Annotated in this window: 22 protein-coding genes; 11 read left to right on the forward strand and 11 right to left on the reverse strand. The window is 70.6% G+C overall.

Annotation, left to right across the window (positions count from 1 at the left end; all coding sequences use genetic code 11):
- The first annotated feature begins 63 nt into the window (after positions 1-63).
- The 4 genes from LY12_RS16130 to LY12_RS16145 all read left to right on the forward strand — a co-directional run bounded on the left by LY12_RS16130 (position 64) and on the right by LY12_RS16145 (position 4,221).
- Positions 64-810, forward strand: a complete 747-nt coding sequence (locus LY12_RS16130; RefSeq protein WP_253857617.1) for an ATP-binding cassette domain-containing protein — start codon at positions 64-66, stop codon at positions 808-810.
- Between the two features lie 50 nt (positions 811-860).
- Positions 861-1,637 carry an ABC transporter ATP-binding protein gene (locus LY12_RS16135; RefSeq protein WP_253858854.1) on the forward strand — a complete coding sequence of 259 codons (777 nt, stop codon included), beginning with the start codon at positions 861-863 and terminating at the stop codon, positions 1,635-1,637.
- 22 nt (positions 1,638-1,659) lie between these two features.
- Positions 1,660-3,006, forward strand: coding sequence for an amidase (locus LY12_RS16140; protein WP_253857619.1), 1,347 nt, complete (start codon positions 1,660-1,662; stop codon positions 3,004-3,006).
- Positions 3,007-3,378: 372 nt separating this feature from the next.
- Complete coding sequence (locus LY12_RS16145) at positions 3,379-4,221, forward strand: mycofactocin-coupled SDR family oxidoreductase (RefSeq protein ID WP_253857621.1); 843 nt, start codon at positions 3,379-3,381, stop codon at positions 4,219-4,221.
- Positions 4,222-4,227: 6 nt separating this feature from the next.
- Here LY12_RS16145 and LY12_RS16150 read toward each other — a convergent pair whose 3' ends face one another.
- The 3 genes from LY12_RS16150 to LY12_RS16160 all read right to left on the reverse strand — a co-directional run bounded on the left by LY12_RS16150 (position 4,228) and on the right by LY12_RS16160 (position 7,631).
- Positions 4,228-5,199, reverse strand: coding sequence for an LLM class flavin-dependent oxidoreductase (locus tag LY12_RS16150; RefSeq protein WP_253857622.1), 972 nt, complete (start codon positions 5,197-5,199; stop codon positions 4,228-4,230).
- A gap of 121 nt (positions 5,200-5,320) precedes the next feature.
- Positions 5,321-6,577, reverse strand: a complete 1,257-nt coding sequence (locus LY12_RS16155) for an MFS transporter (RefSeq protein WP_253857623.1) — start codon at positions 6,575-6,577, stop codon at positions 5,321-5,323.
- A 196-nt stretch (positions 6,578-6,773) separates the two neighbouring features.
- Positions 6,774-7,631 (reverse strand): HpcH/HpaI aldolase/citrate lyase family protein, encoded by an 858-nt coding sequence (locus tag LY12_RS16160; protein WP_308292132.1) that lies wholly within the window; start codon positions 7,629-7,631, stop codon positions 6,774-6,776.
- Positions 7,632-8,289: 658 nt separating this feature from the next.
- On the opposite strand from LY12_RS16160, the gene LY12_RS16165 reads away from it, so the two are divergent.
- The gene (locus LY12_RS16165) at positions 8,290-8,955 is read left to right on the forward strand and encodes a hypothetical protein (protein ID WP_253857624.1); all 666 of its coding nucleotides are present in this window, start codon (positions 8,290-8,292) and stop codon (positions 8,953-8,955) included.
- A 128-nt stretch (positions 8,956-9,083) separates the two neighbouring features.
- Entirely contained in the window at positions 9,084-9,737 is a 654-nt protein-coding gene (locus tag LY12_RS16170; protein ID WP_253857625.1) for an SDR family oxidoreductase, read from the forward strand.
- On the opposite strand, the gene LY12_RS16175 is transcribed toward LY12_RS16170, so the two are convergent.
- Positions 9,724-11,031 (reverse strand): D-arabinono-1,4-lactone oxidase, encoded by a 1,308-nt coding sequence (locus LY12_RS16175; RefSeq protein WP_253857626.1) that lies wholly within the window; start codon positions 11,029-11,031, stop codon positions 9,724-9,726. The genes LY12_RS16170 and LY12_RS16175 overlap by 14 nt on opposite strands.
- Before the next feature lie 83 nt (positions 11,032-11,114).
- Here LY12_RS16175 and LY12_RS16180 point away from each other — a divergent pair, with 83 nt between their 5' ends.
- Entirely contained in the window at positions 11,115-12,302 is a 1,188-nt protein-coding gene (locus LY12_RS16180; protein WP_253857627.1) for an alanine racemase, read from the forward strand.
- Between the two features lie 120 nt (positions 12,303-12,422).
- On the opposite strand, the gene LY12_RS16185 is transcribed toward LY12_RS16180, so the two are convergent.
- From LY12_RS16185 to LY12_RS16195, 3 genes are all read right to left on the reverse strand, one after another.
- Positions 12,423-13,064: a TetR/AcrR family transcriptional regulator gene (locus LY12_RS16185; RefSeq protein WP_372493536.1), complete on the reverse strand. Its 642-nt coding sequence runs from the start codon at positions 13,062-13,064 to the stop codon at positions 12,423-12,425.
- 591 nt (positions 13,065-13,655) lie between these two features.
- Complete coding sequence (locus LY12_RS16190) at positions 13,656-14,120, reverse strand: hypothetical protein (protein ID WP_253858856.1); 465 nt, start codon at positions 14,118-14,120, stop codon at positions 13,656-13,658.
- An 11-nt stretch (positions 14,121-14,131) separates the two neighbouring features.
- Positions 14,132-14,590 (reverse strand): hypothetical protein, encoded by a 459-nt coding sequence (locus LY12_RS16195; RefSeq protein WP_372493537.1) that lies wholly within the window; start codon positions 14,588-14,590, stop codon positions 14,132-14,134.
- A 515-nt stretch (positions 14,591-15,105) separates the two neighbouring features.
- On the opposite strand from LY12_RS16195, the gene LY12_RS16200 reads away from it, so the two are divergent.
- Together LY12_RS16200 and LY12_RS16205 are read left to right on the forward strand one after the other, a co-directional pair.
- Complete coding sequence (locus tag LY12_RS16200; RefSeq protein ID WP_372493538.1) at positions 15,106-16,524, forward strand: NsdA family TPR-like regulatory protein; 1,419 nt, start codon at positions 15,106-15,108, stop codon at positions 16,522-16,524.
- 32 nt (positions 16,525-16,556) lie between these two features.
- Positions 16,557-17,408, forward strand: a complete 852-nt coding sequence (locus LY12_RS16205) for a phosphotransferase (protein ID WP_253857631.1) — start codon at positions 16,557-16,559, stop codon at positions 17,406-17,408.
- Positions 17,409-17,529: 121 nt separating this feature from the next.
- Here LY12_RS16205 and LY12_RS16210 read toward each other — a convergent pair whose 3' ends face one another.
- From LY12_RS16210 to LY12_RS16225, 4 genes are all read right to left on the reverse strand, one after another.
- Complete coding sequence (locus LY12_RS16210; RefSeq protein ID WP_253857633.1) at positions 17,530-18,537, reverse strand: CopD family protein; 1,008 nt, start codon at positions 18,535-18,537, stop codon at positions 17,530-17,532.
- Positions 18,534-19,124, reverse strand: coding sequence for a copper resistance CopC family protein (locus LY12_RS16215; RefSeq protein WP_372493539.1), 591 nt, complete (start codon positions 19,122-19,124; stop codon positions 18,534-18,536). Before LY12_RS16215 ends, LY12_RS16210 begins: the two co-directional genes overlap by 4 nt.
- The gene (locus LY12_RS16220) at positions 19,121-19,885 is read right to left on the reverse strand and encodes a YcnI family copper-binding membrane protein (protein WP_253857635.1); all 765 of its coding nucleotides are present in this window, start codon (positions 19,883-19,885) and stop codon (positions 19,121-19,123) included. The genes LY12_RS16215 and LY12_RS16220 overlap by 4 nt, the downstream gene beginning before the upstream one ends.
- Positions 19,886-20,007: 122 nt before the next feature.
- Positions 20,008-20,544 (reverse strand): hypothetical protein, encoded by a 537-nt coding sequence (locus LY12_RS16225; RefSeq protein WP_253857637.1) that lies wholly within the window; start codon positions 20,542-20,544, stop codon positions 20,008-20,010.
- A 264-nt stretch (positions 20,545-20,808) separates the two neighbouring features.
- Here LY12_RS16225 and LY12_RS16230 point away from each other — a divergent pair, with 264 nt between their 5' ends.
- Both LY12_RS16230 and LY12_RS16235 read left to right on the forward strand, forming a co-directional pair.
- Positions 20,809-22,767, forward strand: a complete 1,959-nt coding sequence (locus tag LY12_RS16230) for a BCCT family transporter (protein ID WP_253857639.1) — start codon at positions 20,809-20,811, stop codon at positions 22,765-22,767.
- The gene (locus LY12_RS16235) at positions 22,764-23,411 is read left to right on the forward strand and encodes an ABC transporter permease (RefSeq protein ID WP_253857641.1); all 648 of its coding nucleotides are present in this window, start codon (positions 22,764-22,766) and stop codon (positions 23,409-23,411) included. Before LY12_RS16230 ends, LY12_RS16235 begins: the two co-directional genes overlap by 4 nt.
- Positions 23,412-23,415: the final 4 nt, after the last annotated feature.

The raw sequence follows: 23,415 nt of genomic DNA on the forward strand, positions 1-23,415 counted from the left end.
CAAGGGCACCTTGGTGGCGTTGAGTGCAACCAAAGTGCCCCTGGGGGCACGGGAGCGGCCGCGTTGCTGAGCGTCGACGGGCTGAGCATCACACACGGCGAGACGGCGCTGGTCGACGACGTGTCGTTCCGCATCGCCCCCGGCGAACGGGTCGGGCTGATCGGTGCGTCCGGCTCGGGAAAGTCGCTCACCGCGTCGGCGATCATGGGGCTGCTGCCGGACGGCCTGTCGGCGTCCGGGTCGGTGACGCTGCGGGGACAGCAGCTGCTCGGCGGCTCGGAACGTGAGCTGTCGCGGCTGCGAGGCAAGGACATCGGCATGGTGTTCCAGGAACCGATGACCGCGCTCAACCCGGCGATGCGCATCGGCAGGCAGGTCGCCGAGGCGCTCACGATCCACGGCACCTCCCGGCGCAGGGCCACCGACCGTGCCCGCGAACTGCTCGACCGTGTCGGCCTGCCCGAGCGGACGGCGCGTGCCTATCCCCACGAACTGTCCGGCGGGCAACGGCAGCGCGTGCTGCTCACCATCGCGCTCGCCAACGACCCCGCACTGCTGATCTGCGACGAACCCACCACGGCGCTCGACGTGACGGTGCAGGCGCAGGTGCTCGACCTCGTCGCCGAAGGCGTGCGAGACCGCGGCAGCGCGCTGTTGTTCATCACGCACGACCTGGCCGTCATCGCGTCGGTGTGCGAACGCGTGCTCGTGTGCTGCGACGGGCGGATCGTCGAGGAGGGCCCCGTCGCGACGGTGCTGTCGGAGCCGGGGCACGACTACACCCGACGACTCCTGGAGGCCGCACTGTGACGTCCACAGCAGACAGCCCCGCCCCGGACGTCGACGCCGGCGACGGGCCGATCGTCTCGGTACGCGATCTCGAACGGACCTACCGCGGTGGCGTACACGCGCTGCGCGGCGTATCGCTCGACGTGCCGCGCGGCCGGCGTTTCGGCATCGTCGGCGAGTCCGGTTCCGGAAAGTCCACTCTCGTCAGACTCCTCGCCGCGCTCGACCGGCCGACCGCGGGCACGGTGACGTTCGAAGGGCAGCGGATCGACGATCGCCGCGAGTCCGAACTCGGCTTCCTGCGACGACGACTGCAGATCGTGTTCCAGGACCCCATGGGATCGCTCGATCCGCGCATGCGCGTGCGCGACATCATCAGCGAACCACTCGGCCGCACCCGTGACCGCGACGGGCGGGTGGCGGAACTGCTCGACGCCGTCGGCCTGCCCGCCGATGCGGGCGCGCAGTATCCGCACCGGTTCTCGGGTGGGCAGCGCCAGCGCATCTCGATCGCCCGCGCGCTCGCCCCGCGCCCCGAGGTGCTGATCGCCGACGAGGCCGTGAGCGCGCTCGACGTGCTGGTACGCAAGCAGATTCTGGAGCTGCTCACCCGGCTCGTCGACGAGTACGCGCTGACGCTGGTGTTCGTCTCGCACGATCTGGGCGTGGTGAGGAAGATGTGCGAGGAGGTCGTCGTGATGCGCAGGGGAGAGATCGTCGAGCACGGACCGGTCGACGAGGTGTACGACGCGCCCCGCCACGACTACACCCGCGAGCTGATCGCCGCGGCCCCGACGCTGCACGGTGCGTTGCGGGGTTCGGCCCGGCCCGAGCCACCAGAGCGTTGACCGTCCGAAAAGGAGTGAGCCGATGACCGGACTTCCGGAGAAGACCGCGACGGAACTGATCGCCGCGTATCGCGCGGGCGAGCTGAGTCCGGTCGAGGTCACCGAAGCGGTGCTGGCCCGGATCGACGAGCGGGAACCGCAGCTGCACGCGCTGTACGCCTTCGACCCCGACGCGGCGCGGGAGTCGGCGGCCGCATCGCAGCAGCGGTGGCGCGCGGGAACCCCGCTGGGGCCGATCGACGGCATCCCGCTGACGATCAAGGAGAACATCGCGACCCGCGGAACGCCGAAGCCCATGGGTACGGCGGCGACGAGCCTGGCCCCCGCGCCCGTCGACGCGCCGGCGGCCGCGCGGGTCCGCGAATCGGGCGGCGTGCTCCTGTCGAAGACCACGATGCCCGACTTCGGAATGCTCACCTCGGGGCTGTCGAGCTTCCACGAGCCGACGCGCAACCCGTGGGATCTCACGCGCACGTCCGGCGGATCGAGCGCCGGTGCGGGAGCTGCCGCGGCAGCCGGGTACGGGCCCCTGCACATCGGAACCGACATCGGCGGGTCGATCCGCCTGCCCGCGGCGTGGTGCGGAATCGTCGGGTTCAAGCCGAGTTTCGGCCGGGTGCCGGTCGATCCTCCGTTCCCGGGCAGGGCGGCCGGGCCGATGACGCGGACGGCCGCCGACGCCGCGCTGTTCATGCGCGTGCTGTCGCGGCCGGACGCGCGCGACCACCTCTCCCTGCCGCCGTCCGAACCGGACTGGTCGTGCCCGCCCGCCGATCCGTCGTCGCTGCGGATCGGACTCCAGCTCGACCCGGGTGTGGGACTGCCTGTGGAACCCGCGGTGCGTGACGCAGTCGCAGCCGCGGCCCGCCGGTTCGAGGCCGCCGGCGCGAGCGTCGACGTCGTCGAACCATGGCTGACGCGGGAGATGCTCGACGGGCTCGACCGGTTCTGGCGCACCCGCCTGCTCGCCGACCTGCGGAATCTCGACACCGGCGCCGTGCTGCCGTATCTCGTAGAATGGGCACGCGCGGCCGAAGGACTGTCCGCTGTGGACGTCTATCACGGCTTCGCCCAGATGGACGCGATCGCGGTCGCGACCCTGCGGGCCACGGAGCCGTACGACATCGTGCTCTCGCCGACGTGCCAGGTGTCGCCGAACGCGTTCGACACACCCTCACCCACGGGAGATCCGGCGCGCGCGTTCGAACACATCGCGTTCACGCTGCCGTACAACATGTCCGGTCAGCCCGCGGTGTCCGTCGACTGCGGACGTGGTCCGGACGGACTGCCCATCGGGCTGCAGCTCGCGGGCCGCCGCTTCGACGACGTCGGCACCCTGCGCGCGGCCGCCGCCTTCGAAACCCTCTGACGCCCCCGCGCTGACGCCCCGCGTCGAACACGCTGCCGGCGCGCCGGTGCCTACTGGGCCCGTGTTGCGCATCCCGGGGACCGTGTTGCGGACTCCTGGGCCCGTGTTGTGGATGCCGGGGCCCGTGTTGTGGATCCGGGGACGGTGTTGCGCCAGCCCGCCGCCGGACCACCACCCCTCGCAGCCTCTGCGAGGCGGATGAGGCCGGCAATCCGACCTCGGAGACCCGCCTCGGCGACCAGGGTCGGAGCGGGTCGGAGCGGGTCGGATCTCAAGGTCGGAGCGCAGTCGATTCCTGCTAATCCTTGACATGGATTAGCGATGCGGACGAGACTCGGTCGACCGTGTGACGCAGGTCTCGAGGAGGAGACGATGACGGGTCGGATGGCAGGCAAGGTCGCGTTCATCACCGGCGCGGCCCGTGGGCAGGGCAGGAGCCACGCGGTGCGGCTCGCGGAGGAGGGCGCGGACATCATCGCGGTCGACATCTGTGAGGACATCGAAACGGTGACACCGTGCTACTCGCTGGCGACCGAGGAGGATCTGGCCGGCACGGCGAAACTCGTCGGCGATCTCGGCAGGAAGATCGTGACGGAGAAGGCCGACGTGCGTGACCTCGGCGCGTTGCAGAAGGCCTTCGACCACGGGCTCGCGGAACTGGGCCGCATCGACACGGTCGTGGCGAACGCGGGCATCGCCACGGCGTTCACGAAGTCGTGGGAACTCAGCGCGCAGCAGTGGCAGGAGATGGTCGACGTCAACCTGACCGGTGTGTGGCACACGGCGAAGGTGGCGGTGCCCTCGATGATCGAAGCCGGTCGCGGCGGGTCGATCGTGTTCACGAGTTCGATCGGCGGGTTCAAGGGCATCCAGCACGTGGGCCACTACGTGTCGGCGAAACACGGCATCGTCGGCCTGATGCGCACGATGGCGAACGAGCTCGCCCCGCATGCCGTCCGCGTCAACACCGTCCACCCGACCAACGTGGACACGACGATGATCCAGAACCCCGGTGTCTACTCGATGTTCGCACCCGGTGATCCGGAACCGTCACAGGAGAAGGCCATTCCCGGATTCACGTCGCTGAACGCACTCGACGTGCCGTGGGTCGAGTCGAAGGACATCAGCAACGCGGTGCTGTTCCTGTCGAGCGACGAGGCGCGCTACATCACCGGCGCGACGCTGCCGGTCGACGCGGGCGCCAACATCGTGTAGCGCCGTTCAGCTCAGCCCTGCCAGGCGCGTGTACGAGTCGAGCATGTCGGCGCGGTCGTGCGTGCTCATCGTGACGAGCAGTTCGTCCGCGCCGGTGTGGTCGACCAGCTCGGTGAGATCGCGGGCGACGTCGGATTCGGTGCCGTGGATCTGGCCGCGCAGCGCGTCGTCGAGGTAGCGCCGTTCACGTTCGCCGGGCACGGGCACGCGTTCGGGCGACAACAACGGCGGGAAGGCGCCGTCGATCCGCGAGCGGACCATCGCCCACGCCTCCGGAAGGAGCAGCTCGCGCGCCCGTTCGCGGGTGTCGGCGACGGCGACCGTGGTCGACACGACGATGTGCGGTTCGGGCCACTGCGGCGAAGCCCGGAACCTCTCGCGGTAGTGCCGGATGCGGTCGGCGAGCCGGTCGAAGTCGCCGAGGGGTGCGATGACGAGCGCCGCACCCAGTTCCGCGGCGACCTCGGCGCCCGAGCCCGTGGCCAGCACGAACAGCGGCGGCGGCCGCAGCCCGTCGGCGGGAAGGCCGCGTACCCGGTGATCGCCGTCGAAGTAGCCGAGCAGTTCGCGGACGTCGTCGCCGAACCGGTCGGCAGCGGTCTTGTCCGCACCCAGCGCGGTCCGCACGGCAGCGGTGAATCCGACGGAACGGCCGAGTCCCATGTCGACCCTCCCGGGATGCAGCGACGCGAGTGTGCCGAACTGTTCCGCCACGACCAGCGGCCGATGGTTGGGGAGCATCACCCCGCCCGTGCCGATGCGGATCGTCGACGTCGCGGCGCCGACCGCGGCGGCCAGCACCGTCGGCGCCGCACCCGCGATACCCGGCACGCCGTGATGCTCGGCGACCCAGAACCGCCGGTAGCCGAGCCGTTCGACCTCGCCGGCGAATGCCACCGTGTCGCGAAGCGCGGTGGCCGGATCCTGGCCGTGGCGGACGGAGGCGCGGTCGAGCACGGACAACGGCGGTAGCGGCACGTCGGGTGCAACGTCTGTACCCGTTCCCGGATTCCTCGGGCTCGCGCACCAGGTCCGCGTGTCCTGCATTCGGACGTGCGTGTTCTGCATTCGGGTTGCTGTACCCGCGTGCGCCTCCCGGCTACGCGTGCTGTTTCGCGGACGCGGCGTCGTCGACGAGGTGCCGGCCGAACGCGCGCCAGGCGAGCAACGACAGCACCGCCATCAGCGTCGCGGCCGTCCAGAACGGCGCGGTGACACCGAACGCCTTCACGATCGGGCCGCCCGCGAGACTGCCGAGTGCGGCACCGCCGACGCCGAACAGCATGTGCACGCTGTTGGCGCGTCCGCGCAGGTCATCGGGAACGATCCGCTGCCGCCACGACACCGAGACGACATCCCACACGCCGTTGTGCATGCCGAAGATCACCAGTGTCACGGCCGCCATCCACGGTTCGGTCACCAGCGCGAGCGAGACGTGCGTCAGCGTCTCCAGTATCAGGCCGGTGCGCAGCAGCACCGAATCGGCCAGCCGCGCGCGCAACGGGCTCACCAGCCCGGCGCCTGCGATCCCGCCGACCGCCATGGTCGCCAGCAGCACGCCGTACCCGACCTCGCCGAGCCCCAGGCGTTCCCGCACATACACGACGAAGATCGCGAGCGTCGCGAACAGCGTGAGGTTCATACCGCACAGCGTCACGCTGATCATCCGCAACACCCGGTTCCCCCACATCCACTGCGCGCCCTCGCGGATGTCCGTCCACAGGGGACGTCGCCGAGCCCGCGTCGCCGCGCCCGCACGCCGTGGCAGGGTTCCCAACACGACTGCGGCCAGTGCGAACGCGGCGGCGTTGAGCCCGAACGGGATCGTCGCAGCCAGTGCGAACAGCGACGCGCCCAGCGGTGGCCCGACGAACTGGTTGACCCCCATCTGGACGGCGACGAGCCGGGCGTTGGCCTTCGGCAGTGCCTCGGTGCTCACGACGGTGGGCAGCACGGCGTTCGACGCGTTGTCCGCGAGCGTCTCCGACGTGCCGATCAGGAAGAACGCCGCATAGACGATCGGCACCGAGACGGTTCCCGTGGCGATCGTCGCCGTCAGCCCGGCCACCACCCCGCCGCGCACCAGGTTGACGGCGATGAGCAGCCTGCGGCGGTCCAGCCGGTCCACGTAGGCGCCGCTGATCAGCGAGAACAGCAACCACGGCAGCTGCTGCACGAACACCGCACTGCCGATCAGCACCGGATCGTCGGTCAGCGACGAGACGAGCAGCGGACCCGCCGCGAGCGCGACGCCGTCGGCGATGTTGGTCAGCGCCGACGCCGTCCACAGACGCGCGAACTCGCCTCCGAGCCGAATCCGCTGCCTGCCCCCGCCACGCACTCCCCGTGTGATCACGACGCGTCAACCTAGGCAGAGTGGGCGGGTGGGGCAACGGACTTTCTCCCGCGCAGTGCGACACCGGCGGGAGTCGGCGCAGCGGACGTGTCGACCCCCCGCAGAACCCGTCTCACTCAGCTGAGGGTGGCGTTTCGGCGGGCGGGCGCGGTCATCCCCGGAATCCGCAACACGGGCCCCGGAACCTGCAACACGGTCACTTCGCCGCGATGGCCTCCGACAGGTCGAGGATGCGCTGCGCCTCGGCGACGTGCAGGTTCTCCACCATCCGTCCGCCGACGGTCACGACGGCGTCGCCGTTCGCGCGCGCGGCTTCGAAGGCGTCGATGACCTTGCGGGCGTGTGCGATCGCCTCGTCGGACGGGGCGAACACGCGGTTGCACGGTTCGATCTGCCCCGGGTGGATGAGGGTCTTGCCGTCGAAGCCGAACTCCCGCGCCTGCGTGGCTTCGGCCTCGAAACCGGCGAGGTCCTGCACGTCGTTGTAGACCCCGTCGAGGATCTCCTTGCCCGCGGCGCGCGCCGCCAGCAGCGACAGTGACAGCCCGGCGACGAGCGGTGCGCGGCCCGCCGCGGGTTCGGCGTGCAGTTCCTTCGCCAGGTCGTTGGTGCCCATGACCAGCACCGACAGCCGGTCGCTCGCGGTGGCGATCTCTTCGGCGTGGAGCATCGCGACGGGCGTTTCGAGCATCGCCCAGATCGTCGTGTGCTCGGGTGCCCCGTTGAGTTCCAGCGCCCGCTCGATCGTCATCACGTCGCGGGCGGAGTTCACCTTCGGAACGACGACGGCGGCGGGGCCCGCCTGGGCGGCGGCGCGCAGGTCCGCGTCGTGCCACTCGGTGTCGATGCCGTTGATGCGGATCGCCACCTCACGAGACCCGTAGTCGTCCGACGCGGCCGCGGCGCACACGCGCTCCCGTGCGGATTCCTTCGCGTCGGGGGAGACGGCGTCCTCCAAATCGAGGATCAGCCCGTCCGCGGGCAGGGTCTTCGCCTTCTCGAGCGCCCGCTCGTTCGCACCGGGCATGTAGAGAACGGAACGGCGCGGTGCCACGCGCGGACCTCCTAGTCGCTGTCGGGATGGGGGAGTGTCGCAGGAGGGACTGTCGGGATGGTGGCCGATGGCGGGTTTGCGCGCTCGGTTCCGTCGCACGTTCGTTGCCGCCTGTGTCCCTCCTATTGAATCCGGACGCCGAATGTGCTGATCTGGAGTCCATCCAGTTCAGCACGGGCGCGGACCACCTCGTTCGATGGTGTGGACCGCTCGATGGTGTGGACCGCTCGGCTCCCGGCCATCGGAGACGATAACCGCCCGCCGCAGCCCATGGCTGCGGTGAACGTCACCGCCCGGTGCGGAATGCCCGGCAGATCCCCCGTTCAGTCGTACGTCACCCATACGGCAGCACCGCCGGGCCGAATTTCTTTCACCGCCCACCGACCGATCACCGACCGCTGAGTGCCGTCGATCGCAGCTACCCCGCCAGGGCGCAGACGCCGGTGGTGTTTCGGTTGCAATCTGAATCGGCAGCGCTTCGCGGCGCGGACCCGCCGGGTACGACGACGGGACGGCGACCGAGGGGCTGCACCGGCGCAGGGGCTGGTGAACACCACGAGCTCGCGGGCAATCCGGCGGGCGGTGTTCGGAGTAGAGAGCCATCCAACGAGGAGCCGCTCACCGGAGCGGACTTCGAACGAGTACGGGAGGCAGATCCGTGGCGGCGACACCCGGACAAACCGCGATCACGAACGGCACGAACGGAACGCGTTCGGTGCCGAGCCGGGTGGTCCCGCCCGTCGAACTGCCGGAGAACGTCGACGCGCTCGCCGCCGACGCCGCCGCGAGCCTCGGCTGGCACGGCGCGGTGCTGCCGCCGCTGACGATGTTCGGCAGGCGCGTCTACGTCGTGGCGAAGCTGCGCCCCGAGGCGCATGCCGAGCGGATCGCCCTCGGCAACGAGCCCGTCACCGACCGCGCACAGGTGTCGACGTGGACGTGGCCCGAGTTGGCCGACACCGCCCCGCCGCCCGCCGCCGATATCGTCGGCGTGCTCGCGGTGGCGCGGCACTGGCGCACCGGACTCGCCGCGACCGTGCCGTTCTCCCGCTACGGCGAAGCGGCCATGGTGCTGCCCCAGTCGATGACGCTCACCCACGACTACGTCGACAACTGCCTCCCGCGGGCCCGCACGTACGGCGTGGCCGTCGTCTCGGCCGACGACGAGGCGCACGTGACGCTCGACGTCGAGAGCCACAGCGACCGGGTTCTCCTCGGCCGCGACGCCGTGTGGCGCTGGGTCAACGAGGTCGTCTACGAGCAGCTCATCGCGCTGGAGGACGCCGGAGCCGCGTCGTCGGAGGAGACGGCCCAGCGCGCGTAAGCCATCTACGGCCCACCCGTCTCCCACCGCCGCCCAACCTGTGGCGCTTCGCGCCGCTGCCTAGGGCCCACCCGTCTCCCACCACCGCCCAACCTGTGGCGCTTCGCGCCGCTGCCTAGGATTCGAGCATGCGCATTGTCATCGCCGGTGGACACGGAAAGATCGCCCGTCACCTTGAGCAGCGGCTCGCCGCCAGCGGTGACGAGGCCGTTGGCATCATCCGCAACCCGGATCATGCCGCCGACCTGCGGGCCGTGAGCGCCGAACCCGCGGTGCTGGACCTGGAGACCGCCACGGTCGACGAGGTGGCGGCCGTGCTCGACGGTGCCGACGCGGCGGTGTTCGCCGCGGGCGCGGGCCCCGGCAGCGGCGTCCCGCGCAAGGAAACCGTCGACCGGGGCGCGGCCGTCCTGTTCGCGGACGCCGCAGAGCGCGCAGGTGTCCGCCGGTTCGTCCAGGTCAGCGCCATGGGAACGGACGGCCCGATCGACGAGGACGTCCTCGGCGAGGTCTTCGCCGTGTACCTGCGTGCGAAGGCGGCCGCCGAAGCAGACCTGCGCCGCCGCGACCTGGACTGGACCGTGCTGCGGCCGGGGAGGCTCACCGACGACCCGGCGACCGGCATGGTGCAGCTCGGCGACAGCACGCCCCGCGGTGACATTCCGCGGGACGACGTGGCAGCGGTGCTCACCGTCCTGCTCAGCGACGACGTGGCGTTCGGCCGCACGCTCGAACTGGCTGCGGGCAACACGCCGATCCCGGAGGCCGTCAGCCGGTTGTGACCGGCCCGAGGACCCGGTCGAGGTAGCCGTTGCGGAACACGCCTCCCGGTTCGACGTCGCCTGCCACGTGCAGGAAGTCGTCGAACCGCGGGTAGCGCTCGCGCAGGGTCGCCGCGTCGAGGTCGTGCAGCTTGCCCCAGTGCGGCCGTCCGCCGACGGCGCCCGCGATCGCGGCGAACGCCAGGAAGTACTCGCGATACGGCATGCCGACGTACTGGTGGATCGCCACGTAGGCGGTGTCGCGGCCGTAGGCGGTCGACAGCCACACGTCGTCGGCCGCCGCGACCCGCACCTCGGCGGGAAACGCCACCGGGGTCTCCAGTTTCGGCACGAGCGCACGCAGTTCGCGCAGCACGTCGCCCACTGCCTCCCGCGGCACCGCCCACTCGGACTCGACGAACCGCACCGACCGTTGCGTCGCGAACACCCGGTGCGACACATCGCGGTAGGCGCGTGTCGACAACGCCGACGAGGACAACCTGCCCAACGTCGGCACCAGCGCGGGGACGGCCCTGCCGAGCCGGCACAGCGCGGCGAACGCCGCGTTCTCGGTGAGCGTGTAGTCGACGAACTCGCGCAGTTTCGACAGCGGTTCGGCAGGACCTGGCACGCGGTTGTTGCGTTTGACCAGCGCATTGCGGCCGTAGGGGAACCAGTAGAACTCGAAGTGGTCGTTGGCGTCGGCATGCTCGTCGAACGCCTCGAGGACGGCGTCGAACGGTTCCGGTCCTTCGTGGGCGTCGAGCACGAACGCCGGTTCGCACTGCAGCGTCACGGTGGTGATCACGCCCAGCGCGCCGAGGCCGACGCGGGCCGCGGCGAACAGCTCGGGGCGTTCGGTTTCGGAACAGGTGACGACCGAGCCGTCGGCCAGTACGAGTTCGAGGGCTCGGATCTGCGTCGCCAGACCGCCGAAGCGGGCGCCGGTCCCGTGGGTGCCCGTCGAAACCGCCCCCGCAATCGTTTGCGCATCGATGTCGCCGAGGTTGCTCATCGCCAGCCCCACGCGTGCGAGCTCGGTGTTCAGCCGGCGCAGTGTGGTGCCGGACCGCACCGTGACCAGTCCGGTCTCGCGGTCGGCGTCCAGCACGCCCGCCCATTCGGTGAGGTCGAGCGCGGCGGAATCGGTGGCGGCGACTCCCGTGAACGAATGACCACTGCCGAGCGGGCGCACCCGCATCCCCGCGTCGGCGGCCTGCCGGACGGCGGCGGTGATCTCGTCGAGATTCCGCGGGTGGTGCAGCCGTTGCGGACTCGCCGTGGCGGTGCCGGCCCAGTTCGTCCACGTCGTCACGTGATCACCTGCCTGCGTGAGAGGTCGAAAGAATATGTGAATACATTTCGCGTTTCAAGGTCCTCTGACGTACGGTAGTCGCCGTGACCACCGTGAACGCCGCAGCGTACGACGCCGCGACCCAGGATCTCGACCCACCATTGGCGGTCGTTGATCTTGAAGCGTTCGACGTCAACGCGCGTGACCTCACTCGCCGCGCCCGTGACGTGCCGATCCGCGTCGCCAGTAAGTCCGTGCGCTGCAGGTCGCTGCTCGAACACGCACTCGCCATGCCCGGCTACGCGGGTGTGCTGTGCTATTCGCTGCCGGAGGCGCTGTGGTTGCACCGGTGCGGGGTGAGTGACGATCTCGTCGTGGCCTACCCGACCGTCGACCACGCGGCGTTGCGTGCCCTCGCCTCCGACGACGCCGCGCGAACGGCCATCACGATCATGGTCGACTCGACCGATCACCTCGACGCGGTCGATGCCGCGCTCGGCGCTGCCCACCCGGATATCCGGGTCGCACTCGAACTCGACGCGTCGTGGCGGCCCGCCCCGCGGCTGCACATCGGCACGCGCCGGTCGCCGGTGTTCCGCCCGCGGTCCGCCCAGGTCCTGGCGTCGCGGATCGCCGATCGCCGCGGGTTCCGCCTGGTCGGCATGATGGCCTACGAGGGACAGATCGCGGGTGTGCCCGACGGCGGTCGCGGCCCCTCGGCGCGCCTCGTGCGGTGGGTGCAGCGGCGTTCGGCGGCCGAGCTCGCACAGCGCCGCGGGGAAACGGTCGCGGCCGTGCGCCGGGTGGCGGACCTGGAGTTCGTCAACGGCGGCGGCACCGGAAGCATCGAATCCACCGTTGCCGACCCGTCGGTCACGGAGATCGCCGCGGGCTCCGGCCTGCTCGGGCCGGGACTGTTCGACTCCTACACGCGGTTCACACCCGAGCCCGCCGCGGTGTTCGCGTTGCCCGTGGTGCGCAGGCCGTCGCGGGACCTCGCGACGGTGTTCGCGGGCGGGTACATCGCGTCCGGGCCTGCGAAACCGTCGCGGCTGCCGACGCCCGTGGCGCCGGCCGGGCTGGCGCTGCTCGCGGCCGAGGGGGCCGGCGAGGTGCAGACACCCGTTAAGGGTGCGGCCGCACGGCGGCTGAGACTGGGAGATCGGGTGTGGTTCCGCCACGCCAAGGCGGGTGAGCTCGCCGAACGTTTCCCGGAGTACCACCTGGTCCGCGGGTCGAGGATCGAGCGCACCGTGCCCACCTACCGCGGCGAGGAGAAATCCTTCGGCTGACGAACGTCGCACGTCTGCAACACCGGCGGCCTTCCGTGGCGCCCCCAAGGGCACCTTGGTGGCGCTCAATGCAACCAAGGTGCCCTTGGGGGCGCAGCAGGCTTGCAGTTGTGCAAGGGGTCAGTCGCCGAAACGGCTCGCCAGGTACGTCTTGATGAGGGCTTTGGTTTCGGCGACGACCTGGGGGTCGCCATCCGGGTCGGTGCGGAACGCGAACTTCAGCAGCGAGTCGGCCGCCTCGACCGCGATGGATATCGGCAGGCCCACCTCGTCGCGCGGGACGTCGACGTGGTTGGCGACGAGGTCGGCGAGCGCGTCGGTGATGACGCCGTTGTTGGTGCGTTCGGTGTCCAGCAGTTGGACGTCGACGGCGTCGCCGAAGTGCACCCGCGAGAAGCCGGGCACGTCCCGGTGCATCTGGAGGTAGATGTCGAGCAGGGAGTCGACGATCTCCCACCAGCTCTGGTGGTCGACGCCCTGGAACCGTTCACCGACGGCGCTGAGGAACCGTTCGAGGTTCCGGTGGGTGAGTGCCTGCACGATCGCGCGCTTGTCGGGGAAGAACTGGTACAGCGACCCGACGGCCACGCCCGAGCGTTTGGCGACGAGCGTCGTCGTGAGCGCGTCGTAGCCCTCTTCTGCGAGCAGTTCGGCCGCGGCGTCGAGCATGCGCTCGACCCGTTTGGCGCTCCGTTCCTGAACGGGCTTGCGACGTAGCGGCGGCAAGTCGGTACGGCTCTCGGTCACGTGACGCTCCCTCACTCTGCGTGGGGAACTCTAACGCGCGGGTGATCCGTCCACCGTCGAGTGATCACTGTGTGAAGGAGCGGATTGCCGAGGCGGGCTGAATCGACGCGGTCACGAGTCGGCGTGTGGGGGGCGGGTGGCGCCGAGTCGGCGTGGTGCCGAGTAAGCGCCACAGTCACGTCGACGGTGGTGGGGACCTGTGGCGGCGCCGCTCTCGCCGCCGTCGGCGCTCTCGCGGGTGGATCTGTTGGGACCGCGGGCCGGTGTCGGTCGGGGGAGGGGAATCTTCGACACCGGCCCGCGGGGATCGGGGCCCTTGCGTAGGCGGGGATCTACTGCGGGCTACTACCGCGGCGGGGGATTCGACCATTCGGGTGAAGAGAACGTCGAGACCGCGGGGTCTTCATGTGAAGTTGTTGACGCGCTGTCACGGCCACCAACCTAACCGTGGATTACCGTCTCCGCCAGGAAACGAAAGACTGGTTTTCCGATTAATCAGGTTGACTGTCGTGTTGGAAGCCGGCGGCCGGCCCGCATCGCTCGGGGGTACGAACGAGCCGGCCGCCGGCCGGGACGGGCAGTAGCCCGTCGCCTGTTCGCATGCCGCTACCGGGTCGGGGGTCCGGCGACGGCATGCCGGGCCGGCGTCGGTGTGACCAACGCGTGCCGACCCGTTTGCTCGGGGATCGCGGCGGGCTCCTCGGAGCGCCGCGGGGAGGCGGCCGACGGCGAGTGCGCCGACGCGTGGGCGGGCGCGCCCTTGCGCCGTAGCTTCCGCTTGCTCGGCTGTTCGGGAGCCAAGCCACCGGCCACGAGATGCTCGTGCGCCACCTGCCACACGGTGCACGGGGCCTTCACCCGGCGCCAGCGGGTCGAACAGGTGGGGCAGTGGCCACCGTCGTCGGGCTCGTGGGAGCGGAGCATCACGCGCCAGCCGTCGGTCAGCCGGGGAAGCTCCGAACGCGCGACCGACACCAACGACGGTTCGTCGGCCCGGTCCGCGAGGTCGGACAACATGTCGAGGCGTTCCCACACCGCGTTGCGGAGCACCTGACCGAGGATCTTGTCCACAGAAGTCACCGTCACCTTTCCGCCAGTCCGGCGGCTTCGCCGAGCGCGGCCGAGAGCCGGCCGAGCTGGGTGCGGGTCAGCCGCGCCGCTTCACCGGGCGGCCCGACCAGCACGATTTCGTCGTCGTCCACGTACACCGTCATGCAGCGTTCGCGGCCAATGAGATCGCCGCACTGCACGCGCCAGACGACCTGACCGTTCTCTTCACGGCGGGCCGCCCCGTCGCGGCTGTCGGCTGTGGGGACCGGGGAGAAGTGTTGCCGGGCGACCGGGACCGAGGCCCCGGCAGGGGAGCCGGCGGTAGCGGCCGGATCGGCGGCAGGCGGGAGCGCTGAGCCCGACGGTGCGGGTGCCGACGGTGCGGTGCCCGACCGTGCGGTGTCGGGCACGGCAGCGTGGGACGCGCCGATCACCGACACCGTGGGCAGGGACGACGTGCCACGCGAGGTGGCATCGGGTGCGATCTCCACGTCGTCTCCGTTCCGTCTCGTCGGTGGCAGTCCGTCGGCTCGCCGGCTGCGCTGCACCCGCCTGCCCGGACCATCCGTACGGACCCCGGGTGCGGAGGGTCCGTACGGCCGGTCCGGACGCTTGCTGCGCGTCGCCGGATCCGGCCGGTGTTCGGTTGTGGTTCCTGCAGTGCTCCGCCGCATCGCGGCGCAGCGCTTCCGCTGTTTCCGGCGGCCCGGAAGTTCCGGGAGTCCGTGAGTTGCGTGAGTCTGCAGGTTTCGGGAGTCCGGATGGATCTCCCGGGTGATCGCGGACCGTGTTCGGGTGGTCACGTGGATCCCGAGAACTAGATTGCGATGAATGAAACGCCGATAGAAGCCTCGGTGGGTCGGATAGCGGCGACCGGCTACGGCTGGCCGTTAAGCGGTCGACGAAGTTCGGCAGAGCCGATCAGGGGTCACAAATCGGGTTTCGCGCGGTTCAATGTGAAGTGCCTACGCTGCTGACGACGCCCGGAAGGACTGTGGAGGGGCGCATGGACACCACCGACAACACGGCGATCGCCCGCATCTCGGGAGGCGCGAACGAGGATTCGTCCGAGCTCGCGCCCAGCCGCCTGAACCCGGAGGTCTGGGAAGGCGACGAGATGCGCGACGCGCTCTCCGTGCGAAACGTCAGTGAGGTCTACCGCCAACTGCGCAAACACGGTGTGTCGCAACGCCAGATCGCTGCGATGACCGGCCAGTCACAGTCCGAGGTCTCGGAGATCCTGAAAGGCCGTCAGGTCATGGCCTACGACGTGCTCGCCAGGATCGCCGCCGGCCTGGGTATTCCCCGTGGATACATGGGTCTCGCATACGACGAGGCCACCGAGATTCAGGTCGCCGGAACCTCCGGCGAGCAGCAGGCTGAGGAGGACGAGTCCGTGAAACGGCGGAAGTTCCTCGCGCACGCGGCCCAGGTCACGATGGGCGCCGCGGTCTTCGGATCGTCGGCGGAGGCCTGGGCGGCGAGCCCCGCAAGGACACCCGCGCCGGGGCGCATCGGAGTCACCGATGTCCGGCAGGTCGAAGCCGCCACCAGGGCTTTGCGTGCGCTCGATTACCAGTACGGCGGCGGCTTCTGCCGCGACGCCGTCGTGGCACAGCTGTCCTGGGGACAGCAGATGATGCAGGCCAGCACCACCGACGGGGTCAGATCGCGACTGTTCGTCGCGCTGGCCGACCTGCACAGCCTCGCCGGCTGGACGTCGTTCGACACCGGGCTGATCGATTCGGCCCGTGGTCACTTCGCGAATGCGCTCAACCTGGCGAAACAGGGTGACAACCATCCGCTGGTCGCGAACATCCTGTACCGCATGGGACGGGTGTATCTGCACCAGGAAGCGCCGAACGACGCGCTGAAGCTGTTCCAGCTGGGGCAGATCGCGGCGCAGGAGTCGGGCTCGGAGCTGGCGGTCGCCGTGCTGTGTGCCAACGAGGCGTGGGCCTACGCGATGATGGGCAACTCCGACCAGGCGGTGAAACTCCTGGGCAGGACGCGGGACGAGTTCGCGCGTGCCGACCTGGCCAACGCCGAGTCGTGGGTCAAGTTCTTCACCGAGACCGACGTGCACGCGATGGTCGGCACCGTGCACACCGAGCTGGCCCAGGCGGCCGACCCGACGCACACCAAGTACGCCATCCCTGCGCTGAGCAGGGCCATCGACGCCTACAACGACGACATGGCCCGCAGCAAGGTGTTCAACCTGGGCATGCTCGCCACGAACCACATGATCGACGGCGACATCGACGTGGGCGTGCGCACCGGCGGTAAGGCGCTCGACTCGGCGGAGGGTCTCAAGTCCGCCCGCGTCGAGCAGCGCATGCAGCCGCTGAAGAAGGAGGCCGCGCGCCGGTCGAACAACCCGGATGCCAGGGACTTCGTCGAACGGATGAACACATTCTTCGCCTAGTAGGCGGCCCCCTCGACAACGTCCTGGAAGCCGTGTGCGCACGGCTGGGAGCAGATCCCCGCGGCGCGACGCTGCTGCGGTTCACGAACAACGCGGTGTACGCGCTGGCCGACCGGCCGCTGGTCGTGCGCATCGTCGGCACCCCCGCGCTGCGGTATCGGGCTCCGAAGGTCGTCCGCCTCGCTCGTCACCTGCAACGACGCGGCGTGCCCGCGGTGAGACTCGCGACCGGGGTCGACCAGCCGGTGCGGGTGGGCCAGCACCTGGCGACCGTGTGGGAGCGGGTTCCGGAAACGGGCAGGCGTGCGACTCCCGGTGAGCTGGCGGATCTGTTGCACGCGCTGCACGAGGCCGGGCCGCCGGACGGAGGCGCGGACGTGTGGGAGCCGCTGTCCGACGTGCGGTCGCGGGTGAACGCCGGGTCGGCTGAGCTGACCGCCACCGATCGTGAGTTCCTGCTCGATCGGTGCGACGAACTCGAAACGAAGGCGGCGGAGCTGGAGTTTCCGCTGGCCAGAACGCTCGTCCACGGCGATGCGCACGTCGGCAACGTCATCGTCGGCCCCGAAGGGCCCGTGTTGTGCGACTTCGACTCGGCGTGCGTGGGGCCGCCGGAGTGGGACCTGGTGCCGGTGGCCGTGGGGCGCGAGCGGTTCGGTGATCCCCCGTCGGGGCAGGCCGCACTCGCCGAGCGTTACGGCTTCGACGTCACCTCGTGGGAAGGGTTCGACGTGCTGCGTGGCCTGCGGGAACTGAAACTGGCCACGAGCGTGCTGCCCACGGCCGACCGCGACGCCGGCGTGCGGCGCGAGGCACATCGCCGGATCGCGGATCTGAAGGCTGGGAAGCTGCACCACCGGTGGGCGCGCTACCGCGCAGGGTGACATCCGCCCGTCGTTCAACGACAGAAACCAACCGTTCGGCGTTTGGGCCGGATGGCGGTGTTTTTCGTCGACATTTCGGTGGGGCCGATCGCTCACCGAACGTCGTGGGCGGCAGTGCCGCTCAGCCGACAGGTGTGCGGCCGAGAGCGACCGCGAAGCCGAACGCCAGGCCGAGGATCGTCAGTTCGACGGCCGCCCACGTGGCGAGTGAGGTCCGCCGGTGCCGGAGCACGCGGGGCAGCAGCTTCGCCCGCAGGTACGCCCCGAGTGCGGCGGCGCCCGCCAGACACGCGACCTTCACCAGTACGAGCACGCCGTACGCCGTGCCGAACAGCGCGGCGGGCAGTGACAGCTCCGGATGGCCGCCGAGCTCGACGACCGCGTTGAACACCCCGGTGACGGCGACGCAGGCCAGGCACCCCGTGGCGAGCGTCGAGAACCGGGGCAGCGCCGTGGCCAGCAGCGTCCGGTTGGCGCCCACGACCGCGGCGATCGCGGCGAGCCCTCCGGTCCAGGTGACAGCGGCGAGCACGTGCAGTTCGATGGAGATCGCCGCGTAGTCGTGCAGCGACCATCCCGTCGCGTGCCCGGTGACCGGCAGCGGGAGCAGCGCGAACAGTCCGAGGCCGACGCGTACCTCGGCGGGCACGGTGTCCGGCCTGAGCGCGGCCACGACGCTCAACCCGGCCATGCCGAGCGCCAGCACAACGACCAGCACCAAGGCCTTGCCGGCCGCGACGTCGCCGACGTAGCCGCCGACGTCGGGTGCCGCGGGCCGGTACTCCACCGCCTGCAGCACGAGTGCGGCACCGGCCGCGGCCGCCCACAGCAACGCCGCCGCGGTCGCCGCGGGCTGGGCCGCCGTCAGCACGGGACGGGTCAGCTTCTCCCGCGCACCTCCGAGCAGCACCGGCAGCAGCGCCAACCCGACGGTGACGACCGCGGCCACGTTCATCACCGCCCGCGTGACCGGAATGCCGGCCGAGACCACCTCGTCGGCCGCCGCGATACCGCGTACGGGGCCGGCGGCCGCGCCCGCGAAGCCGATCAGCGCGCCCGCCACCGCGGCGGCGAGCAGTCCGGTGAGCGTCTCCAGGCGCGGTCGCGAGGTGGCCTCGGCGCGGCTCACTGCCGGTCCGACCCGGTGCGCAACGCGACAGTCACGCCCGCGCCGAGCAGTACGACCGCCGCGGCGATCCACACCCACACGGGGATGCCGCCGGATTCGCCGTCGTCACCGGAGCGCGCGTCGTCGGCGCCCGCCTGCGGCGGTGCGGTGGTCTGCCCGCCCGGCGGAGAGTCGCCGCCGGGCCCGTGGCTGGCGAGCGTGAACCGGAGCTCCTCGCTGACCGGGTGGCCGTCGGCCGACAGGACGCGGAACCCGATGACGTACTCGCCGGCGGGCCCGAGCGGGTGCAGCGGGGCGGTCACGCTCGTGCCGTCGATCCGCACGTCGCCCTTCGCCCAGCTGCCGCCGTCCGGCCCGGTGACGGCTACCTGGTTGACGTCCTCACCCGCGCCGCGCTGTACCGGCTGGTCGAACGTGAGCGTGACCTGCTGGGGCGCCTCGTCGAGGGACGCGCCGTCGGCGGGGTCCGATTCGATCAGCTGGTTGTGCGCAGCCGCGGGAGCCGCCGTTACCAGCAGTGCCACGAGCGTGACGAGCGACAGTGCGGCCGCGCGGAGTCGCCCGACCGCGGTGATGCGCAGGGTCACGAGTCCACCTTCCCGTTCTTGCGGGCGCGCAGCGTGGCGCCCGCGCCGACACCGACGCCGAGTGCGCCGACCAGCAGGCCCGCGCCGCCGAGCCACCGCGCCGTCTCGTCGGTGCCGCCCTCGGAGGCGTGTGCATGGTCGCCGGACCCGGCCTCACCCGAGGCATTCTCACCTTCACCGGCGGCCGAGTGCGCGCCGTGGCCGCCCGACGACTCGGCGAGCGGGACCACCGGTGCCGGGCTCTCGGGTTCGGCATCGCCTTCCTGCGGCTGGTTCCAGTTCGACACGGTGCCGTCGGAATAGGTCTGCTTCGTCGGCAGCAGCATCTCGTCGATGTCGTCGGGCAGCGCGCCGAGCTGCACGCCGAACTCCTGGTACGACTCCAGTCCCGCCGGGATGCCTTCGCCGTCCGCCGTCCACGTCACCTTGGTGACGACGTCGGAACCGTTCGTGGTGACCTCGGAGCTCCAGCCCGAGACGGGCTGTGTCCGCGCACTGGTGATCTTGTACTCGGCCGGGACGGTCATTTCGAGCTTCGTGGTGCCGGCCTGCTTTTCCTCGTTCGGTACGCGCAGTGTGATCGCGCCGTAGCCGCCCTTCTCGGGGGCGTCCCCGTAGACGTTGGCTGTGACGTGCGCCGACGCGGCGGGAGCGCCGAGCACGGCACCGGCGGCGAGAGTGGCGCCGAGTGCGGTGGTGAGCGCGGCGCCGCGGGCACGCAGCCGGGAACCGGACGGGCGGCTGGGACGAGGTGTCGACATGGTGATCTCTCCTGATGGGGTTTTCGGGCGCCGTGGTGCCGCCTGCGGGGCGTGCAGGGGCGCGGCACGGCGTGACGAGTTGCCCGCGCGCCTCGCGGCCCACGGGATGACGAACGACTCGATCAGGAGAGGGCGGGCGGGCCGCGGCGGCCGTGCACGCGGCGCAGCAGCACGTCCACGACGGTCGTCGCGGCGTCGGGCAGTGGGAGGGGCGTACCGGCGACGTCACGTTGCGGCCTGCGGTACGGGCGCCACCGCCACACGGTGACCGGGAGGATCGCGCGGACGGCGGTCGTCACCCCGGTGAGCACGGTCTCGGCGCGGGCGAGGACGCAGGCGGTCGCCACGGTGGCCAGCACGTGACCGGCGACCATGGCGGGCGCTTCGCCGCCGTGGCCGGACAGCGTCGTGAGCAGGATGTGCACGGCGAGCTGTCCCGACCCGAGGAACAGCAGGATGCCGCGAACGCCGCGGGCACGGTGTGCGGTGGCCGTAGCGACCCATCCGATGAGTGACGACACGACGATCGTCGTCGCCGGATGGGGGAGCCCGCCGCCTGCGGCACCGTGCGCGGTCACGGACAGTGCTGCCGACGTCGCCGCCAGTAGAACGCCGCGGACGGCCGGCATGAGGCGTCCGGACGGCGTTCGTGTGCGCACGGCATCAGCCTATCGGCCGTCCGGATCGTGCCCTGTTTGGTCGTCCATGCCGGAACCGCCGGTGAAACAGGCGACGGGAACGCGGGAAACCGTTGCCGTTCGACGAGCGATCGGCAACGGTGTGCACCGTGCGGGCGCAGCTCGTCACGTCAGGCAGCCCCTCGGGGTGCAGCCCCGAACGGGTGAACGGCATGGGTGAGTGCCGTCGGCCCGCGACAACAGGAAAGGAGAACGCGTCCGTGGCGATCGTGCGGACGTGTGCATATGTCCACACATTCCGGTAACGACGCCCGCGACGGGTGCGACCCGGCCGTGACCGGTGACCCCACGGCGGATCAGGGCCCGGCCGCAGGCGCGGGCAACGGCCAGCACGGCAACGGCCAGCACGGCAACGGCCGCGCAGGAGGGTCCGACGGCGCTGCGCGCGTCCCGGCACATGCGAACCGGCCCGAAACCGTTGGCCCGGGAAACGTGGAGCCGGGAAGTGCCGGCCCGGGAGGTGCCGACCAGGAAGGTGTCGGTTCCGGGGAATCCGCACCGCGTGCTGCCCCGCCGTTGCCTGCCGCCTCGGCGGCCGACCGTGAGGCCGTGACCGACCGTCCCGTGTTCGTCGTCGCCGCGATCCTCGCCCTCGCGATCATCGCTTGGGGTGTGCTGCAGCCCGACACCCTGCTCTCGGTGTCCGAAGCACTGCTGTTCGACGCCGTGATCCCCTACGGCGGCTGGGTGTTCGTGCTCACGGCCAGCGGATTCGTCGTGTTCGCCATCGCGCTCGCGATCAGCCGTTACGGACGCATCAAACTCGGCAAGGACAGCGAGCGGCCGGAGTTCCGCACCTCGTCGTGGGTCGCGATGATGTTCAGCGCCGGCATGGGCATCGGCCTGATGTTCTTCGGTGCCACCGAACCCGTGACGTTCCTCGCCTCGCCGCCACCCGGAACCGGCCTCGAACCCAACTCGGACGACGCCCTGCACACGGCGATGGCGACGACGCTCTTCCACTGGACCCTGCACCCGTGGGCGATCTACGCCGTCGTCGGCCTCGCGATCGCCTACAGCGCGTTCCGCCGCGGCCGCAGCCAGCTGCTCAGCTCGGTGTTCTGGCCACTGCTCGGCGGCCGCCACACCGGCGGTCCGCTGGGCAAGGCCATCGACGTGATGGCGATCTTCGCGACCCTGTTCGGCTCGGCCGCCTCACTCGGCCTGGGTGCGCTGCAGGTCGGCGGCGGTCTCGGTGCGGTCGGCTGGATCGACAGCCCCGGCAGCGGCCTGCTGGTCGGGATCATCGCCGTGCTGACGGTGTGCTTCATCGCGTCGGCCGTGTCCGGCGTCGCGAAGGGCATCCAGTGGCTGTCGAACATCAACATGGTCCTGGCCGCGGTGCTGGCCGTGTTCATCCTGGTCGTCGGCCCCACCGTGATGATCCTCAACCTGGTGCCGAGCGCCATCGGTGACTTCGTGCGCGAGCTGCCCGAGATGGCGGGCCGCACCGGCGCGACCGGCGGTCAGGCCATGGAGAACTGGCTGTCCACCTGGACGATCTTCTACTGGGCCTGGTGGATCTCGTGGACGCCCTTCGTGGGCATGTTCGTCGCACGTATCTCGCGTGGCCGCACGATCCGGCAGTTCATCGTCGGCGTGATCGCCGTGCCGAGCGCCGTGAGCCTCGTCTGGTTCGCGATCTTCGGAGGCGCGGCGATGGACATCCAGCAGCGCGGCACCGACGGCAACCCCGGCAACGGTGGAGCCGACCTTTACCAGGGCGGGGACGTCTCATCCGAGGTCATCACGTTCACCATGCTGGAGCACCTGCCGTGGTTCCTGCCCGCGGCGATCATCGTGATGATCCTGGTGTCGATCTTCTTCGTGTCCGGGGCCGACGCGGCGTCCGTCGTGATGGGGACGTTGTCGCAGCGTGGCTCGGTCGAACCCAAACGGGGCGTCGTCATCTTCTGGGGCGTGATCATGGGCGCCGTCGCCGCGGTGATGCTCATCGCGGGTGGCGAAACCGGGCTGGATGGGTTGCAATACCTGACCATCCTGATCGCGGTGCCGTTCGTGGTCGTGATGGTCGGGTTGTGCGTATCGCTGTGGAAGGACCTGCGCAGCGACCCGCTGATCCTCAAGGAGGACGAGATGCGCAGGTCACTGGAGGAGATCCATGAGGAACGCACCGAAGAGCGCCGGGCGCGGCGCCGTGGACTGAGAGCGCGGCGCCGGTGACCCTGTTCGACTACGTCGCAGACCGGTGGGATCGGCTTGCTCTGCAGTCGTGGCTGCACGTCAGCGAAGTCGTGCAGTCCACGCTGCTGGCCGCGGTGATTGGCGTGCTGATCGGCGTCGCGGTGTACCGCAGTCCGGTCGGTTCGGCCGTGGCGACCGGACTGGCCAGCACGATCCTGACCATCCCGTCGTTCGCCCTGCTGGGACTGCTGATCCCGGTGTTCGGTCTCGGTCCGACGCCGGCGGTCGTGGCGCTCGTGCTGTACGCGCTGCTGCCGATCACGCGCAACACGATCGTCGGCCTCGCCGGCGTCGACCCCGCCGTCACCGACGCCGCCAAGGGCATCGGCATGGGCAGGTTCTCCGTGCTCACGCGCGTGGAGCTGCGACTCGCCTGGCCGGCGATCCTCGCCGGCATGCGCGTGGCGACCCAGATGCTGATGGGCATCGCCGTCATCGCCGCATACGCCAAGGGGCCGGGCCTCGGCGGCGAGGTGTTCTCCGGACTGACCAGAGCGGGCAGCGCCAATGCGACGAACCAGGCGCTCGCGGGCACGCTCGGCGTCGTGATCCTCGCGCTGCTGCTTGAGGGCGTCTACTTCCTCATCGCCCGCTTCACCGTTTCGAGAGGTATCCGTGGCTGACAAA

It is taken from the genome of Prauserella alba, assembly GCF_024171735.1.
GTDB classification, from domain to species: domain Bacteria; phylum Actinomycetota; class Actinomycetes; order Mycobacteriales; family Pseudonocardiaceae; genus Prauserella; species Prauserella alba.

Excerpts from the sequence above, each read along its gene's own strand:
- LY12_RS16140 (WP_253857619.1), top strand. The coding sequence starts at position 1,660 with ATGACCGGACTTCCGGAGAAGACCGCGACGGAACTGATCGCCGCGTAT.
- LY12_RS16145 (WP_253857621.1), top strand. The coding sequence starts at position 3,379 with ATGACGGGTCGGATGGCAGGCAAGGTCGCGTTCATCACCGGCGCGGCC.
- LY12_RS16170 (WP_253857625.1), top strand. The coding sequence starts at position 9,084 with ATGCGCATTGTCATCGCCGGTGGACACGGAAAGATCGCCCGTCACCTT.
- LY12_RS16200 (WP_372493538.1), top strand. The coding sequence starts at position 15,106 with ATGGACACCACCGACAACACGGCGATCGCCCGCATCTCGGGAGGCGCG.
- LY12_RS16220 (WP_253857635.1), bottom strand. The coding sequence starts at position 19,885 with ATGTCGACACCTCGTCCCAGCCGCCCGTCCGGTTCCCGGCTGCGTGCC.
- LY12_RS16230 (WP_253857639.1), top strand. The coding sequence starts at position 20,809 with ATGTCCACACATTCCGGTAACGACGCCCGCGACGGGTGCGACCCGGCC.